Below are 14,136 nucleotides of genomic sequence, written 5' to 3'. Positions count from 1 at the left end.
GGATTCCAATCGAAACGGTTGGGGCCGCAACTTCTTAGACGAATTGCTGCCCCAAGATTTTTATGTTTCTTGAAGTATTGATTGGGGTGTAGGGCAAACCTTTCAGGATTTCAAGGCTGGCCGATAGCCGAACATGACGATGCCGGGTTTACTGGTAGATCGTGCCGGAGGACGCGCGGATTATCAGATGCCAATCACTACGGCACACGAGAGTTCGATGTGCACGAGCGCTTCGCTCGGAATGACGCCGACTGCGTGGAGCTATGGCTTGCCGCAGCGCCCGATTGGCCACATTCCAACGGCCGAAACGGGCCATATCGATAGTTGGCGGAACGTTGTGGAAGTACACGCTAGATCAACTACTTACGATTACCTAACAGTTAGTAGTATTCAGATACATCTGTCGTGGCCAGCTGCCTCCACTTCCGGCGGTGGGTCGTCGGTGATCGCGGCGAACGACCATAAGTCGTCGCCGCCCTGGATCTCGGTGCGCGTCCACAGGCACGCGACCTGCATCGGTTGCGGCGGCGTCGGATCGAAACGCAGCACGACGTTCTGGCCGTCGCGCTTAACGTTTTCGAAAAAGGCGTCGACGAGTACGAGACCATGCGTGAATCCGAAGACCTTGCGCCAAGCCGTCGACAGACGGTCCAGCCGCGCGTTGTAAGTCCCGGGCTTCTGCTTCTCGTCTGCCTCGGTCCAGCCTGGCAGACGGCACCGGTATCGCATCGGCACAACAACGCGCTTGCCGTCGAGCTCGATGAGCACGGGGACGTACCAGCCGGGGAAAATCCGGGAATCGCGCTCCTGTAGATCCCGACGGCGAAGATCATCCAGCCCGCGCTGCGCGGCTTCGATCTTGTCGGTCGCGATCCTGACGTCCTCGCCAGCCTTCTTTGTGATTTTCACGGCGAGCTTCTTCTCTGCCGCGGCGAGCCGAGTGCGCTGCTCGAACAGATCCGTCTCGAGCTTCTGTGTTCGCTGGCTTCGATACGCGGCGATTGCGGCCGAGATTTCCTCGTCGACACCTACGAGCGCCGCGTCGACCGCCTTCGGAATCTTGATGTCGCTCCCGGCCGCACGCGCGAAGAACAGGCGGCGGAACGTCTCGATGTCCATCTCGGCACCGTAACGTCGCACGTACTCACGATAGTTGGCTTGGATCTTTGCCGAATAGCACATCGCCGACTCCCAGGGCAACCTGAACCGCACCGAATTTTGTGGAGGCTCGGATTCTTGAGAGAATCGAGCCATGAACAAGAAGGCAACCAAGTTTTCCCCGGAAGTCCGGGAGCGCGCAGTGCGTCTGGTACGTGAGCAGCGTAGCGAACATCCGTCGATGTGGGCGGCGGTCGAATCGATTGCGCCGATGATCGGCTGTACGCCGCAGACGCTGCTGGATTGGGTCAAGCGCGAGGAGATCGATCGTGGGGAACGTGATGGCGTGAGCACGGCCGAGCGTGAACGCATCAAGGCCCTGGAGCGTGAGGTCAAGGAACTGCGCCGTACCAACGAGATTCTCAAGCTGGCGAGCGCGTTTTTCGCCCAGGCGGAGCTCGACCGCCGATTCAAGTCCTGAAGGCCTTCGTTGATCAGCATCGCGACACCTTCGGGGTCGAGCCGATCTGCAAGGTATTGCGGATCGCCCCGTCGGGCTACCGACGCCATGCTGCGCAGCTTCGTGATCCGTCCAAACGCTGCGCTCGTGCCAAACGCGATGAGGTCCTGCAACCCGAGATCAAGCGTGTCTGGCGGGCCAACATGCAGGTCTACGGTGTGCCGAAGGTCTGGAAGCAGATGAACCGGGAGGGCATTGTGGTCGCACGCTGCACGGTCGGGCGGCTGATGAAGCTGCAGGGCTTGCGAGGCACAGTTCGCGGCAAGCGAGTTCGCACGACGAATCCCGATACGAGCGCCCCGCGCCCGCTGGACCGGGTCAACCGGCAGTTCAAGGCTGAGCGCCCAAATCAGCTCTGGGTGTCTGACTTCACCTATGTCTCGACATGGCAGGGTTGGCTGTACGTGGCGTTCGTGATCGACGTGTTTGCCCGTCGCATCGTCGGTTGGCGCGTCAGTTCGTCGATGAGCACGGACTTCGTTCTGGATGCGCTCGAACAGGCGCTGTACGCGCGCCAACCGGGCGACGATGGGACCTTGATACACCACTCCGATAGGGGGGCTCAATACGTCAGCATTCGGTATAGCGAACGTTTGGCCGAGGCGGGTATCGAGCCGTCCGTCGGCAGCCGTGGCGACAGCTACGATAACGCGCTGGCTGAAACGATCAACGGTCTCTACAAGACGGAACTGATTCATCGGCGCGCCCCTTGGAAAACGAGGGAATCCGTCGAACTGGCAACGCTGGAATGGGTCGCCTGGTACAACCATCATCGGCTGATGGAACCGCTCGGCTATATCCCGCCCGCCGAGGCTGAGGCAAACTACTACAGGCAACTCAGAAATGCTGCTGAAGTGCCTGCATTAACTTAAACCAACCGGCCTCCACGATTCCCGGTGCGGTTCAACCGTACCGAAACAGGGTAACGCAAGTATCGGGTTGCCGGTGGCGATCGCTGTCGTCAGGTACGCCCCGACCGTGGAGCACTCTATCGGTGCGAAATTCGCTTGCGCGCGTCGTCAGGCGTCTTCTCCGGGCCACCACGGTTTCGCAGCACGCTCAATCAGGTAGTCGTCGAGATTCTTGCCTTCGAGCCATCTCGGTCGCGGGCCTAATCCCGACCATTGCTTACCCGACGAGGGGTCGTAGTACTTCGCTTGCGCCTGCCGTTTGCGCGCTTTCCGGAAGCCGGCCGCGCGTAGCAGTTCATCTTCGGTGATGCCGTAGACCGCAACGCGCTCCTGGACGCCGGCCAAGTACGCCTGCTTCTCGTCCTTCTTCACGTCCGCGAGTCGAATATTCAAGTCGCGGAGCTGAGCCTGTAGGTCTTGTAGTTCGGTCGTCACGATCGTGCTCGAGTTATTGCAATAGAGCGAAATGGTAATGGAATCTCAGCGCCGCGCCGAATTTTCCGAGGTTGTGAATAAACAAGCCGTGATAGGCTCGAAAAAGACCCCGACCAAATCTCTCTCTGAATACGTCATTAACCTGTCCAGTTCAGAGGAACGCATGGCCCAAGCTGCAACACTTCGCCCGGCTCAAATCCGGCATCTACTCGCCGTCACGTCTGCACCATCGCGCCACCCCGAACGCGATTGTCTCGTTCTCCTGCTAGGCATTACATGCGGGATGCGCGTCAGCGAAATAGCTCAAATCGAAGTTCAAGACGTGTTGTTCCCATCGGGCGCAATCCGTTCAGAGGTCAGTCTTCGTGCCGCAATCACGAAGGGTTGTCGGCAACGATGCGTCTATCTCACGCATCCGAAAACGGCTTCGGCCCTGGAGCGCTATCTGAACCATCGCATTGCACGCGGCATGGGAACCGAGCTAACCGCAGAGCGCTATCGAGGACTCGCGCCGTCAACTTGCCTGGTCCTTGCTGGCACGGGCCGCAAGTTTGCGATGAGCACCAAGCGGCGCATCAACGAGGCCGGGGAGCCGGTTGATTACTCGGCGTGTGACAGCCTCCAAGCCTACGTCACAAAGCTCTACAGGGATGCGGGGATACGCGGTGGATCGTCCCATTCGGGACGGCGCTCGTTTGCCAGTAACCTCGTTGAGCAAGGGCACGATATCGAAACGGTGCAGCAGCTTCTAGGTCATGCGGAACTGGACCACGTTTTGCCCTATCTGGCCGTGTCCGAAAGAAGGCTCTGGCAGATGTTCTGCGAAGTGTTATGACGCCCGCGGGTGAGGTAAGATTGTGGAACACCTATGTTCCATTTGATAAACGCCCATGAGGGATACCGACGTGCTTTACGGCGAAGACGCGCAGGCCCTGCGCAAGAAGGCCGGATTGACCCAAACGCAGCTTGCGGAGCGTTGGGGCTTGACTCGCCAACAAATCGGCCGATACGAAAAAACCGGGCAGGAAGTGCCCGTGAAGGAGGCGGACGCATATCGGGGACTAGTGCTTACCGTTAAATCAAATGCAACATAGGTGGTGCATTTGTAATTGTGTGGCGATATGATTGCCTCATGGTCGGCGCACGTGTGCCGATAACACGGACAGGGAAAAACCGATTCGCGGCGCTGAGCGTGCGAGCTAACACACCATCGGGACAATCCGCGTCCCGTTAGAAGGGAAACCGCCGGCCGGCGCCGGCAACAAGGAAAATTCACCGGCGCGGCCGGCGCCAGGGAAAATATGCCGTTCGCATAGAGGAAGAGCGCGATACCGGCACGCCCGGACGTAGGCGACTGACAAGAGCGCCCTAAAGGAGAAGACTTTGAGAATCGTGAGAGTCGTAGCTGTATATCGTGATAAGGGACAGCGCGAGCCGAGCAGCACGACGACTTTGCTCTGTGGACTTGACGATGCCGGGAATGTGATCGCGGGGAAATGGATGGGGCTTTCAATGGACCAAGGTATTCGGTAATTGATCGGAAAATTCGCTGCCACGCGCGGCACTGGAAAACAGAAACAAGATGAAGCTAAGAGAATTAGTTGATGGCAATGGCAATCCGTATGTCAAGCGCATTTCGATCAACATGGACGATGTTCCGCAGGAAGATCGATACGAGATCGCAGGGATGCTACGGGGCTTAATGTGCGCGGTCGATGGTTGGGGGCGCATATCGGGTCTCACGAACGACTTGTTCGATGAAGACGGTTCGGTGATCGTTACGTTTTCGAGTGTCGAAAAGGCGCAGTATTTCAAAGAGTGCGTACACCGCTACTTTGATGAAACTATCCTCGATGCTCTAAAAGTCAGGGGGCGTGTCCGCAAGGCACTCGAATAGGAAAAACAGGAGCAGACGATGTTCGAGACGATGCGCAGAGAGCTGAGCGAACTGATGCAGCGCGTAAAACGTGCGACCGAATGGGATACGACGATCGCATGCGGAAGGGTGCGGCTCGAAGAGGTTTCTCCGGAGGCGCTTGCAGCGCACCAGGCCGACGTCAAGCGCATCGCCGCGCTGACCGAGAAATACGGTCTCTAATCGGAAAACGCTATGTATCTAGGAGCAATCTCGATCCGCTGTCCGCACTGCGGCCGTCTTGCTTTGTGCAGCGCAAGCAAGGGGATGTGGTGCGGTAACTGCAAGAACGGCACTGTCCGGTAGGAAAACTCGAACATGCCGCTTGAAACAGTTCGATTAGATCGCGTGTTTGGCGTCGTGCAGACCTCGCAAAACCGCGAGCAGGTCACTTTGTTCGGGTTCGAAAGCGCAGGCCGGAAGGAGCATTCGGTGGCCGCGCCAGGCAAGCCCCGTATCGAGTCGGGAATGACGATCACCGCCTATCTTACGGAAGCCGGCAACTGGCAGACCTTGACTGGCTGGCGTGACCATGAGAACGGCGTGATCGTGTGTAAGCCTGAAGGTCGGCCGATTTTCCTTTGCGCTTGGAGCATCCTGGGTTTTTGCATGACAGCGCGTGGCGTTTGGGACCGATCGACCATCTTGTCAGCGATCGCGGTCTTTTTCGTTGCTGTCTTCGGTTGGAGCGCCCGAAGCCTTTTCTGCCTACGGAGAGCCCGCCGGGAGTTGGAAAAGTCGGCGACGCTCTGCGATACACAACAGAATTCATAGGAAAACGGGGGGAAGCAAATGGATCGCCAAGCGCCCGTTGCTGCTACAGGCAGCGTCGATTTGCCGAAACTGTCGATCGCCGACCTCCTCGCCACGCATTGCATTGTAATCGCGGAGCTGCAACGACGCGGCGTTCTTCGGTCTGGCAATAACCCGACAGGCGACTACGCGGAATGGCTAGTCTCTTCCAGATTGGGACTGGAGCTTGCAGCGAAATCGTGCAAGGGATACGACGCGATAGATGCGCAGAAGGTGAGGTACGAAATAAAGGCGCGCCGAGTGACCCCCACGAACCCGTCGACGCAGATGAGTCCTGTTCGAGACTTGGCTGGAGCGCATTTTGACTTCCTGATCGCAGTAGTGTTCGATAGCGACTGGAACGTCTCTGCCGCAGCGAAGATCCCGCACCGAGTCGTTCCCGTGGTTGCGTCATTCAGGAAGCACGTGAACGGACACGTGATGCATCTTGGGCCGGCCGTGTTCTCGGCGGCCGGGGTCGAGAATATCACCGCATTACTTGGAAATCGTTGATGGGTTGGAAGAACGGAAAACAACACACGCTGCGGCGACGCGGCGGTTGAAGAAATAAGGAAGCGCCCATGCTAGAAGATATTGTTCCGCTGCCTCAACTCCGCGCCCGCTTTGGAGACAGCCTTACCGTCGAATGTTTTGATCGGGAGAAGCTTTCTAAGATCATCAAAGCCAAACCCCTTGGCATGCATGCGTTAGGCGGCAACATCTGGAATCGGATCGTCACCCGAGGGTGGAAGGACGTTGACCCGATGCAGCTGCGCTCCCAGTTTCAGCGCAGCGATCCTAAGCTGCATTCCGCCATCAGCAAGGTTATCGGCGAGAACGCGATACGCGACATCTTGATGGTCAAGGCTTGGAGAGGGGTGCCGCGGAAGGCAAACCTGGTCATGGAGCTTATGATCGCCGACGTCTACCAGGACGAACTTCATCTCGGAGACGTAGCTTTTTGTGATCCCGAGCGGGCGATCGCACCCGCTGACCGCGTCTACACCCTTCAATCCCATAAGGGGTTGGGGCTCCTTGGTACGGTCATCGACAACATGGACGCATACGCGCGTGCGCGCGGCTACAATCATCTCACATTGACTGCCGCCTATGCCGATCTGGTTCCTCTTTTCCAAAAGCACGGATTCGAGGTAGAGGACAGTGTGGCTGCTCGCATCGGTCTTCAGGCTGGGAAATCGATCCCGATGGAACGCGCAGTCGTGTGAGCGTATCGGAAAACGCTCGTGCTCGATGCGCGGGCCATACGGGAAAAGATCGTGACGAAATCAGGGCGCCCAGATCCGGACTTATTGCCCGACGGCGACTACTGGGCAACATGCCGCGAACGAAATGAGATGTCAGCTGCCATCAATGGTCATAGCGCCGTGTTTCCGCAAGCCCGCATGACCGTCGCAAAGGGTTGGGCAGTTTTCTACCGTAACGGGGAAGAAGTCTGGACGTGCAATGCACGGTACGCGGCGGCGAACTTCAACATTCAGAAGGCGTAGGAAAACGTCGGCCTGGCCGACCCAAGGACAAGCCGGCTTGGTCAGCGTCAAGGAGAAGAAAAAGTGGGTTATGGATCTAATCAGGGTGTTCGAGATGAAGAGGAATCACACCGTGAACGCCTCGCGGAGGAAATTGCAAACGGTGCGGCACGCCTTGTCGCGGCCGGTGATATGACCCGTCCTGATGCAATCAGAGCTGTCACCGAATGGTATCGAGAGGAGACGGCTGCCAGCGGCGATGTGACCGGAACAAGGTCCATTGAAAATAAGTTCCCATCGCCGAGCACTGCAGCGCCTGAGGCTAAGGTCGTCGCTATCGCTTCGGAGATGCTGGACGACGCTCGGGATGCGGCGGATACCCTCTGATCTGAGACCGACTAGCAAAACGCTATGTATCTAGGAGCAATCTCGATCCGCTGTCCGCACTGCGGCCGTCTTGCTTTGTGCAGCGCAAGCAAGGGGATGTGGTGCGGTAACTGCAAGAACGGCACTGTCCGGTAGGAAAACAACATGAACCATTGGTCAAAGGCGAAGAAGATAGGTTGGTGGGTTTTCGTGGCGTGGACGTTACTCGTCACGATCATCATGAGTTGGGGAATGCCGTTATTCGCGATGCCCTCTGCCGCGCAACTCATGCTGTTGCTGGAGTTGGTTGCGTTCGGCTTCATCGCCGCTTTCGGCATCAGTGTAGTCATCGAGGCGTGGACGCAGATGGTGCGCTGCCATCGCTGATCGGGACAGAAAACGCCCATGAAGACAATTCAGTGGATGCTCGCAACCTACGTACCCATGCCTGCGGCACTCCAAAGGGCGCTTGCGGATGGCACGGTGCGTACCGTCCCCAATGAACATGGGGCGACGGCGTATTTCATCGCGCGTAGCGTCGCAGACAAGGAAGCGATCCGCCGCGCCATTGCTCAACGGAAGTTGTGGGAGCTGGTCGCGGTGTGCGGGGTCGGCCTCGCGATCGGTACGGCTGCGGCGGGCGTGGCGCATTACTTTTCAATGTGATCGGACAACGGAAAATCAACATGTACAACGAACAGACATTTGAAGGTGGAGTTCAGGCACGGACGGTTGCCGGGGGAATCGTCCAGCATCCGGTCGTGATCACGCTCGATGGCGTTGCTACCGAACTGACGCTGGCTGACGCCGTGAAGCTGCGCGATGGACTTGCTGCATCCGTCGCCGCCACGGAAGCCGCAGAGAGCGCCGCTCTCGCGCGCAACGGGCACCACTTCACAATCGGCAAGACGATGTACGGCATGTCTGCGGTGCCGTCGAAGCTGCCCGCGTAATTTGCCCGGAAAACGCTGGGCCGGCCGGCACCCAGGAAAAGCGGATGCGACGGGGTAGAGAGATGACGACGATCAAGAAGACGATCCAGTGTGCGAACTGCGGACGCGTTCTCACGGTCGGGGACTATCAGGTCGACGGCGTGCCGTCGGAAGCCGATCTGGAAAATGTCCACTACGTCTGCGCTGAAGCGCTCCGCGGGCGAGCGGTGCAATGCACCTGCGGGCACTACACTGTTTCAGACGAACGGAAGCCACAATAGGAAAACTCGGGTATCTTGTCGAGACGTGGTCAAGGGTCCACTATTAATGAATGAATCCCCCGACCGGTAGATACTCAATTCATTTTGATGCGGCCGGGAACGGCTAACAAGCAACGCGCCCGACCGACTGGCGACGCCGAGCAGAACCATCGACAAAACAAACCGAGGGGGCTCTGATGACCGGGAGACTAATGGGATCACGCGCGGGCTTCGCGCTCGCGTGCGCCGTGGCATTGTCGGGATGTGTGGTCAAGGATGTTCCATCGCACCTCGTTTGTGGAGGCGACGCGATTTGCCAACCCGACCGTCTCGAGAGCGCGATCGTTGCACAACGCTGCACGCTGTCGCCGATCGGACGCGAAGCGGTCTGCGAACCCGAACGCCCCTCCGGCCCGGTGGCCGGAGGCGAATCCGGTGTCGCGCATGTCCGGCTCGCGTATCTTGAGTACGACCAAGACGGGCATCGCTACGATCCGCACCAAAAGACCGCGATCGTCGACGAGATCCGCCGTGTCGGCGCATCTGGCAAGAAACTGCTGATCGTCACGTACGTGCACGGCTGGCATCACAATGCGTCAGAGGCGAGCAGCAACGCTCGGGACTTCCCGCTGCTGCTCGCGCGATACGCTGACGGATTGCGGCACGCCAATCTGGCGAATACCGATGTGTTTGGCGTGTACGTCGGCTGGCCCGGCGAGATCACAACAGCGCCGATACTGACTACGCTTTCGATCGGCAACCGGGCGCACGTATCCGATCGCGTCGCGTTGGGCGATCGCCCGGACGGGGCGATCCCGAGCGATGTCATTGCCGATTTGCACGAAGTTGCGGATGCGATGCGCCAGACCAACCCGGCCGACCGGATGATCGTGACGGGCCATTCGCTCGGCGGCCGTCTGCTATCTCGTGCGTTCCTTCGCCAGCTCGAACACCCGGACCCTGAACTGCTCGGCCCCGGTGTGCTGGTAGTCACCGTGAATGCGGCGATCGACGCGGACGCGTATCGCTCGCTTTATGCGCCATCCCGCACTAGTGTCGGCGTGCGCCGACCGCGCTGGATCAATATTACTTCGAGCGACGACTGGGCGACATCGAAGATTTATCCAACCGCTATCTGGACCGGACTACTCCCACGCATCGATCGTGGTCACCGCGTAACGAGACAGACGATTGGCCACTATAAGCCGTACATCACACACGAACTCGGCGTTACGGATTGCGGCGCCCCGGATGCTCATGGCGGGACATCGTGTGGCCCGGCATCGTTGCTCGTGAACCTGCCCTCGTCGCCGTGGACATCGAGCGACATTGGCGATGCTGCGCTGACCTACGGCCCTGCCACCTCGCAGGGCTGGCCAGCATTAATGCACTGCGTATTGTTAAATCGATATCCGGTGACAGACGCAATGAAACGCACGATCGAGACGAACGTCTGCAATGGGCGATTCAAGAAGGATTTTGATTCAGGACCAAGCACACGTTCGATGCCGGCCTATGGCTATTTATGGAACGTGATGACCGACAGCAGCCTCATCGACTTCGACAAGCCGAATTTCTGGCGCGCTTCGACGCATAACGGCTGGATTCAGACCGATCTCGCGACGATGCTGCTGCAACTGGCATTCGTGCCCGAGGACGAGTTCGGCGATTGAACGTGCCGCCCGGGAACTCGCCGCCCGATGGGTCATCTCGATCCGCGGGATCGGGCGTAATGTGGGGCATCGGATGGCGGCATGAGTACCTTGTGATTTGCAACGTCCCCGAGCCTGTGCAATGGAAGTGAGGGGGAAATGCAGCCTACTGAGAGGTCGGAAAACATTGGCGCCGAGCGCCCGGAAACGGCCCGAAGCCGGAGATGAGACGTCGAACATGGAAGACAGCAAAATCTCGTTTGTCAGCTGTCCGGGGCTGATATTGGATCGCATTCTCACTCTCTCGGCTGACCAAGGGCGTGAGGCCGCCATGGCGGCCCTGACCAAAGTAGTGCGTGAAGACGTCGAGACGAAAAACCGAGAACCTGGCAGATCTCCCGTGACGCTTCTTTGGTACGTCGTTGGGGTTCGCATCAGCGGAGACCCGACGTTCCATGTGCAGCCGTCGTTCGTTGACGAGCTGTCTCTTAGTGCGCACGGGCAGCAACTCTACCGCGTTCACCTGGCGACTATCGATGCTTTCCGAGAACGCGCCGGCAGCGCCTAATAAGTCGGAAGACAGAGGCGTCATGGGCGAGGCGAAACGGCGAGGCACCCGCGAGCAACGTGTGGCGATCGCGATCCAGAAGTATGCCCAGGCAACGGATCCCGTATCCATCACAAAGCTTCAAGTTGCAACTATCCAACTCGACGCTGCAATACGGCTCTTTTTTGATGGGGATTATGTTTCATCGCTTACCCTAGCCGGAGCGGCCGAGGGCATCCTTGGTGCGCTATCTCAAAGAGCAGGGCTGCCCAACGCTGTAGATTTCGTTGTCGATTATTACCGGGGCAAAACCGAAGCTGAGACGGACAGCGAGCACCGTAAGTTCATCACGCACGTGTTGAACGACGCGAGAAACCAAGCGAAGCATGCTGGCGATCCTTCCGAGACTGAGTTTGAAGTGGACCGGATTCAGCCAGTCTCGATGATTATGCGTGCGGTTCCGATGGTAGAGCCGCTGGGCGGGCCGTTCTCGGATGAGATGAAAGCATTCGCTGTTTGGTTGAAGCGCCATCCTGAGCTATAGGAAAACGCCGGCGCTTTGCCGGCACCAAGAAAAACACGAAGAAAAGCATGGTAAGTAACGTTGAAATTCACATTCCGTCCAGCATAATCATTCTCGACTCGGTGACGTTCTGTATCGAGTTCGGCAAAGCTCGAATCGAAGGCGATCATCCATCTGGCCCTGTATTTTCTTGCGGCGCCGCGCGTGCGATCGTGAGCGAAGGTGACGCGACACGGCTCATAGCGGCAGGCGTCTTCGACGCACGCTAACCCCGGGAAAACACGAGGGTGGAACTGATGACGGCAACGAACAGCGGCGCATACCGAGGTAGCGGAGTTGCTGAGCTTGTGATTGGTGTTTTGATGATGCTCGCAGGCGTTGGCCTGTTCGTGTACGCGTTTCAGTCGGTCGTGTGTGATTTGCCCTATACGGCATCGGCGTGGCTATTGGGCCTCGCGCTGGGCGCGGTTGGGATATTCGTTTGGTCCAGTGGAGTGCGGAAGCAGCGGATCGCTTGCGACCTTGAGCAGCAGAAGATGGCAGAGCAGAAGGCGCAGGCCGTTGCGAGCGAAGCAATTGCGCGGGCGAGGGAGCAATGACGAAAAAGGTGGCGACGCTTTGAGGCGTCATCCATGCCGAACCCTCGCCGACGCGCTTCGTCTCGCGATCAACGTACTGCGCGACTCAGCGGAATCACGCAAGATGCCTTCAGGTACTGACCTCGACCGCGCAATTGCCGCGCTTCACGCCGATGCCGCAAATATGCTCAGTGATTCGCTTGTCCTGCTGCGCGCCTATGAATAGGAAAATGCAGTTCAACTGGCGCGCGAGCGCCCCGAACGCTGGCCGGTTGCCAGCACGAATGGAGAAACAAATGGCAAAAATCCTGATCACATTGAGCGCGCTTGCAATCAGTGGCGCAGCGGTTGCAGCAGAAGCGTCTCCGGTCAACGGAACCCTGCTGTCCGTTAGCACATTCTCAGCCGGAAGCGCCAACGTCCAACTGCAAAAATGGCAACGTCCGGACGGTCATGTGTGCAATGAGTACGCAAAGACTGTTTCTTACTCGCAGGATGGTTCGGCAGCCAGGATCGATCTCGGCACTTATTGCGACGACGATAAGCCGTTGTAAGGCGTGCGAGATTGAATCGGAAAACGGTTGGAGCAAATCAAAATGAGCAACGCGATTGAACGCGACGACGAAGTAGACATGAAGGCGGTCATCGACGCGCAGTTCGCAGCCGGTCAAGGCGTCCTGACGTTCAGCAACGACACGCCTGACGAAGTGATTCTTCTGGCGATCAAACAAGCGCTCAAGGCGGGCAAGCCCTTCACGGTAGTTCCAGTCTGAAGGGCTCGGAAAACACCGTGACGAAATCAAGGCGACCGGACCCGGACTTGTTGCCCGATGGCGACTATTGGGCGACGTGCCGCGAACGAAATGAGATTTCAGCTGCACTCAATGGTCATAGTGCCGTGTTTCCGCAAGCCAGGATGGTCGTTAGGAGCGGTTGGGCTTACTTCTATCGAAGCGACGAGGAAGTGTGGAGCTGTAATGTCCGCTACGCAGCAGCGAATTTCGTGATTCAGATGGCATAGGAACACGCCGGCCGTGCCGGTGCAAGGAAGAGAGAACATGGACCCGAAATCGCCAGGCTACCTAGCTTTAATTGCGCAACGAGAGTCACTGGATGCGCAAATCATCGCTGCTCGCAAGGCCGAACGCGAAGTGGCGATCGGACAGATCAAGGCACTGATGAAGGAGTTCGATCTCAGCGTTCTGGATCTGCAAGAGAGAGTGCAGAAGCGCAACTCGAAGCGTATGTCGACCGTTCCGAAGTACCGCGATCCTGCAACAGGGAAGACGTGGTCTGGAAGAGGGCGACAACCAGCGTGGCTCGGCAATGATCCTGCGGCGTTCCTAATCCAGCCAGACCTGCCTGCGATTTGAGTAGGGAAGCCGTTCTTCGACCTTTGATACGAAAAGATGGACCGACCGCAATACACGACCGCCGAGTGCATCAGCATGGACGCCGATGTCTGCAGAGCGTATGACACCGCGTGCGACCTCGCTGTGTCGATAGAGGCTCCGCAATTGTGCGTGGACATTTGCGTGTTTGCGGATGGTAGCAAGCTGCAATTTGAAGCGCGACACATGACCGTCCTCTGACACGGGAATCTAGTACGGTCGCGTTGGCCGGTCGACGCAGGTGGATGCCCGATCGGTCGATGCGGTGTCGCGGCATCGATATTTCAATGGCGCATGCGGGGTTCAAATCGGTTAGGTATCCATAATTTTACATAATAACTATTATCAAATTAATGGGTTGTAAGAGCAAAGTAGTAATGTCCGGTTTGAGCCAGTTATTTTGAGGCGCTGTCCAGGTATCTGGATTCGCACGGCAAGCCGGTGGCGTTCTACAGCGACAAGGCCAGCGTTTTTTACGTGAAGAAGCGCTCGGAGACCGCGGGCAAAGGCGTCACGCAGTTCGGGCGGGCGCTGTACGAACTCAACATCGAGACGTTCTGTGCGAACTCGAGCCAGGCGAAGGGGCGCGTCGAGCGCGCCAACGGTACGCTGCAGGACCGGCTCGTGAAGGAGCTTCGGCTGCGCGGCATCAGCACGCGGGAAGCCGCCAATGCGTACGCGCCCTCCTTCATCGTGGACTTCAACCGGCGTTGTTGGGCGCAAAGTAAT

General features: G+C 58.1%; 22 protein-coding genes, 1 pseudogene and 1 other annotated feature. Of the genes and pseudogenes, 21 read left to right on the top strand and 2 right to left on the bottom strand.

What is annotated here, in order from left to right; all coding sequences use genetic code 11:
• Positions 1–390: 390 nt before the first annotated feature.
• Entirely contained in the window at positions 391–1,182 is a 792-nt protein-coding gene (locus tag MBR110_RS26200) for an SOS response-associated peptidase family protein (RefSeq protein WP_181709699.1), read from the bottom strand.
• Between the two features lie 70 nt (positions 1,183–1,252).
• Here MBR110_RS26200 and MBR110_RS26195 point away from each other — a divergent pair.
• Positions 1,253–2,490, top strand: a protein-coding gene (locus MBR110_RS26195) for an IS3-like element IS1416 family transposase (RefSeq protein ID WP_105819029.1) whose coding sequence is annotated in 2 segments (ribosomal slippage) — positions 1,253–1,544 and positions 1,544–2,490 — 1,239 coding nt in all. Because the reading frame shifts where the segments join, the coding sequence is not laid out codon by codon here.
• Positions 1,534–1,650, top strand: a sequence feature (AL1L pseudoknot). It overlaps the preceding gene by 117 nt.
• A gap of 147 nt (positions 2,491–2,637) precedes the next feature.
• Here the strand turns inward: MBR110_RS26195 and MBR110_RS26190 are convergent.
• Positions 2,638–2,964: an H-NS histone family protein gene (locus MBR110_RS26190; protein ID WP_181709698.1), complete on the bottom strand. Its 327-nt coding sequence runs from the start codon at positions 2,962–2,964 to the stop codon at positions 2,638–2,640.
• Positions 2,965–3,001: 37 nt separating this feature from the next.
• Between MBR110_RS26190 and MBR110_RS26185 the strand changes: the two genes are divergently transcribed.
• The 20 genes and pseudogenes from MBR110_RS26185 to MBR110_RS26090 form a co-directional block, all read left to right on the top strand.
• The gene (locus MBR110_RS26185; protein WP_258570005.1) at positions 3,002–3,799 is read left to right on the top strand and encodes a tyrosine-type recombinase/integrase; all 798 of its coding nucleotides are present in this window, start codon (positions 3,002–3,004) and stop codon (positions 3,797–3,799) included.
• Between the two features lie 55 nt (positions 3,800–3,854).
• Positions 3,855–4,058 carry a helix-turn-helix domain-containing protein gene (locus MBR110_RS26180; RefSeq protein ID WP_059522815.1) on the top strand — a complete coding sequence of 68 codons (204 nt, stop codon included), beginning with the start codon at positions 3,855–3,857 and terminating at the stop codon, positions 4,056–4,058.
• Between the two features lie 488 nt (positions 4,059–4,546).
• Positions 4,547–4,861, top strand: a complete 315-nt coding sequence (locus tag MBR110_RS26175) for a hypothetical protein (RefSeq protein WP_181709697.1) — start codon at positions 4,547–4,549, stop codon at positions 4,859–4,861.
• A gap of 18 nt (positions 4,862–4,879) precedes the next feature.
• Positions 4,880–5,062, top strand: a complete 183-nt coding sequence (locus tag MBR110_RS26170; protein WP_059462741.1) for a hypothetical protein — start codon at positions 4,880–4,882, stop codon at positions 5,060–5,062.
• A gap of 135 nt (positions 5,063–5,197) precedes the next feature.
• Positions 5,198–5,653, top strand: coding sequence for a hypothetical protein (locus MBR110_RS26165; RefSeq protein WP_181709696.1), 456 nt, complete (start codon positions 5,198–5,200; stop codon positions 5,651–5,653).
• Between the two features lie 18 nt (positions 5,654–5,671).
• Positions 5,672–6,184, top strand: a complete 513-nt coding sequence (locus MBR110_RS26160; RefSeq protein ID WP_181709695.1) for a hypothetical protein — start codon at positions 5,672–5,674, stop codon at positions 6,182–6,184.
• A gap of 68 nt (positions 6,185–6,252) precedes the next feature.
• Positions 6,253–6,897 carry a GNAT family N-acetyltransferase gene (locus MBR110_RS26155; RefSeq protein ID WP_181709694.1) on the top strand — a complete coding sequence of 215 codons (645 nt, stop codon included), beginning with the start codon at positions 6,253–6,255 and terminating at the stop codon, positions 6,895–6,897.
• A 345-nt stretch (positions 6,898–7,242) separates the two neighbouring features.
• On the top strand, positions 7,243–7,545 hold the full coding sequence (locus MBR110_RS26150; RefSeq protein WP_144410594.1) for a hypothetical protein: 303 nt from the start codon (positions 7,243–7,245) through the stop codon (positions 7,543–7,545).
• A gap of 144 nt (positions 7,546–7,689) precedes the next feature.
• Positions 7,690–7,911: a hypothetical protein gene (locus tag MBR110_RS26145; RefSeq protein ID WP_059461887.1), complete on the top strand. Its 222-nt coding sequence runs from the start codon at positions 7,690–7,692 to the stop codon at positions 7,909–7,911.
• 18 nt (positions 7,912–7,929) lie between these two features.
• Positions 7,930–8,190 carry a hypothetical protein gene (locus tag MBR110_RS26140; RefSeq protein ID WP_181709693.1) on the top strand — a complete coding sequence of 87 codons (261 nt, stop codon included), beginning with the start codon at positions 7,930–7,932 and terminating at the stop codon, positions 8,188–8,190.
• A 156-nt stretch (positions 8,191–8,346) separates the two neighbouring features.
• Positions 8,347–8,535, top strand: coding sequence for a 4Fe-4S dicluster domain-containing protein (locus tag MBR110_RS32645; protein WP_181709692.1), 189 nt, complete (start codon positions 8,347–8,349; stop codon positions 8,533–8,535).
• A 4-nt stretch (positions 8,536–8,539) separates the two neighbouring features.
• On the top strand, positions 8,540–8,737 hold the full coding sequence (locus MBR110_RS26130; protein ID WP_155625452.1) for a hypothetical protein: 198 nt from the start codon (positions 8,540–8,542) through the stop codon (positions 8,735–8,737).
• A gap of 191 nt (positions 8,738–8,928) precedes the next feature.
• Positions 8,929–10,389 (top strand): hypothetical protein, encoded by a 1,461-nt coding sequence (locus tag MBR110_RS26125; RefSeq protein ID WP_181709810.1) that lies wholly within the window; start codon positions 8,929–8,931, stop codon positions 10,387–10,389.
• Positions 10,390–10,606: 217 nt separating this feature from the next.
• The gene (locus MBR110_RS26120) at positions 10,607–10,936 is read left to right on the top strand and encodes a hypothetical protein (RefSeq protein WP_181709691.1); all 330 of its coding nucleotides are present in this window, start codon (positions 10,607–10,609) and stop codon (positions 10,934–10,936) included.
• A 22-nt stretch (positions 10,937–10,958) separates the two neighbouring features.
• On the top strand, positions 10,959–11,459 hold the full coding sequence (locus MBR110_RS26115; RefSeq protein WP_181709690.1) for a hypothetical protein: 501 nt from the start codon (positions 10,959–10,961) through the stop codon (positions 11,457–11,459).
• A gap of 275 nt (positions 11,460–11,734) precedes the next feature.
• Complete coding sequence (locus MBR110_RS26110) at positions 11,735–12,037, top strand: hypothetical protein (RefSeq protein ID WP_181709689.1); 303 nt, start codon at positions 11,735–11,737, stop codon at positions 12,035–12,037.
• 275 nt (positions 12,038–12,312) lie between these two features.
• Positions 12,313–12,570 (top strand): hypothetical protein, encoded by a 258-nt coding sequence (locus tag MBR110_RS26105; protein ID WP_181709688.1) that lies wholly within the window; start codon positions 12,313–12,315, stop codon positions 12,568–12,570.
• 42 nt (positions 12,571–12,612) lie between these two features.
• Complete coding sequence (locus MBR110_RS26100) at positions 12,613–12,789, top strand: hypothetical protein (RefSeq protein WP_181709687.1); 177 nt, start codon at positions 12,613–12,615, stop codon at positions 12,787–12,789.
• 285 nt (positions 12,790–13,074) lie between these two features.
• A complete protein-coding gene (locus tag MBR110_RS26095) occupies positions 13,075–13,389 on the top strand; it encodes an H-NS histone family protein (RefSeq protein ID WP_081065007.1) in 315 nt (104 codons plus the stop codon).
• Positions 13,390–13,803: 414 nt separating this feature from the next.
• Positions 13,804–14,118: pseudogene (locus MBR110_RS26090) on the top strand (ISNCY family transposase); the annotation flags it as partial.
• Positions 14,119–14,136: the final 18 nt, after the last annotated feature.

The organism is Burkholderia sp. MBR-1 (genome assembly GCF_013822785.1).
GTDB classification, from domain to species: Bacteria; Pseudomonadota; Gammaproteobacteria; order Burkholderiales; family Burkholderiaceae; genus Burkholderia; species Burkholderia vietnamiensis.
The sequence above is the reverse complement of the archived record's forward strand: the minus strand, read 5'-3'. Positions and strand labels throughout refer to the sequence as shown.

What these genes read in the sequence shown, in the direction of transcription:
- MBR110_RS26095 (WP_081065007.1), top strand. Translation starts at nt 13,075, where the DNA reads ATGGACCCGAAATCGCCAGGCTACCTAGCTTTAATTGCGCAACGAGAG.
- MBR110_RS26155 (WP_181709694.1), top strand. Translation starts at nt 6,253, where the DNA reads ATGCTAGAAGATATTGTTCCGCTGCCTCAACTCCGCGCCCGCTTTGGA.
- MBR110_RS26115 (WP_181709690.1), top strand. Translation starts at nt 10,959, where the DNA reads ATGGGCGAGGCGAAACGGCGAGGCACCCGCGAGCAACGTGTGGCGATC.
- MBR110_RS26165 (WP_181709696.1), top strand. Translation starts at nt 5,198, where the DNA reads ATGCCGCTTGAAACAGTTCGATTAGATCGCGTGTTTGGCGTCGTGCAG.
- MBR110_RS26160 (WP_181709695.1), top strand. Translation starts at nt 5,672, where the DNA reads ATGGATCGCCAAGCGCCCGTTGCTGCTACAGGCAGCGTCGATTTGCCG.
- MBR110_RS26185 (WP_258570005.1), top strand. Translation starts at nt 3,002, where the DNA reads ATGGAATCTCAGCGCCGCGCCGAATTTTCCGAGGTTGTGAATAAACAA.
- MBR110_RS26170 (WP_059462741.1), top strand. Translation starts at nt 4,880, where the DNA reads ATGTTCGAGACGATGCGCAGAGAGCTGAGCGAACTGATGCAGCGCGTA.
- MBR110_RS26125 (WP_181709810.1), top strand. Translation starts at nt 8,929, where the DNA reads ATGGGATCACGCGCGGGCTTCGCGCTCGCGTGCGCCGTGGCATTGTCG.
- MBR110_RS26140 (WP_181709693.1), top strand. Translation starts at nt 7,930, where the DNA reads ATGAAGACAATTCAGTGGATGCTCGCAACCTACGTACCCATGCCTGCG.
- MBR110_RS26100 (WP_181709687.1), top strand. Translation starts at nt 12,613, where the DNA reads ATGAGCAACGCGATTGAACGCGACGACGAAGTAGACATGAAGGCGGTC.
- MBR110_RS26180 (WP_059522815.1), top strand. Translation starts at nt 3,855, where the DNA reads ATGAGGGATACCGACGTGCTTTACGGCGAAGACGCGCAGGCCCTGCGC.
- MBR110_RS26120 (WP_181709691.1), top strand. Translation starts at nt 10,607, where the DNA reads ATGGAAGACAGCAAAATCTCGTTTGTCAGCTGTCCGGGGCTGATATTG.
- MBR110_RS26130 (WP_155625452.1), top strand. Translation starts at nt 8,540, where the DNA reads ATGACGACGATCAAGAAGACGATCCAGTGTGCGAACTGCGGACGCGTT.
- MBR110_RS26145 (WP_059461887.1), top strand. Translation starts at nt 7,690, where the DNA reads ATGAACCATTGGTCAAAGGCGAAGAAGATAGGTTGGTGGGTTTTCGTG.
- MBR110_RS26175 (WP_181709697.1), top strand. Translation starts at nt 4,547, where the DNA reads ATGAAGCTAAGAGAATTAGTTGATGGCAATGGCAATCCGTATGTCAAG.
- MBR110_RS26105 (WP_181709688.1), top strand. Translation starts at nt 12,313, where the DNA reads ATGGCAAAAATCCTGATCACATTGAGCGCGCTTGCAATCAGTGGCGCA.
- MBR110_RS32645 (WP_181709692.1), top strand. Translation starts at nt 8,347, where the DNA reads ATGGACTTGCTGCATCCGTCGCCGCCACGGAAGCCGCAGAGAGCGCCG.
- MBR110_RS26110 (WP_181709689.1), top strand. Translation starts at nt 11,735, where the DNA reads ATGACGGCAACGAACAGCGGCGCATACCGAGGTAGCGGAGTTGCTGAG.
- MBR110_RS26200 (WP_181709699.1), bottom strand. Translation starts at nt 1,182, where the DNA reads ATGTGCTATTCGGCAAAGATCCAAGCCAACTATCGTGAGTACGTGCGA.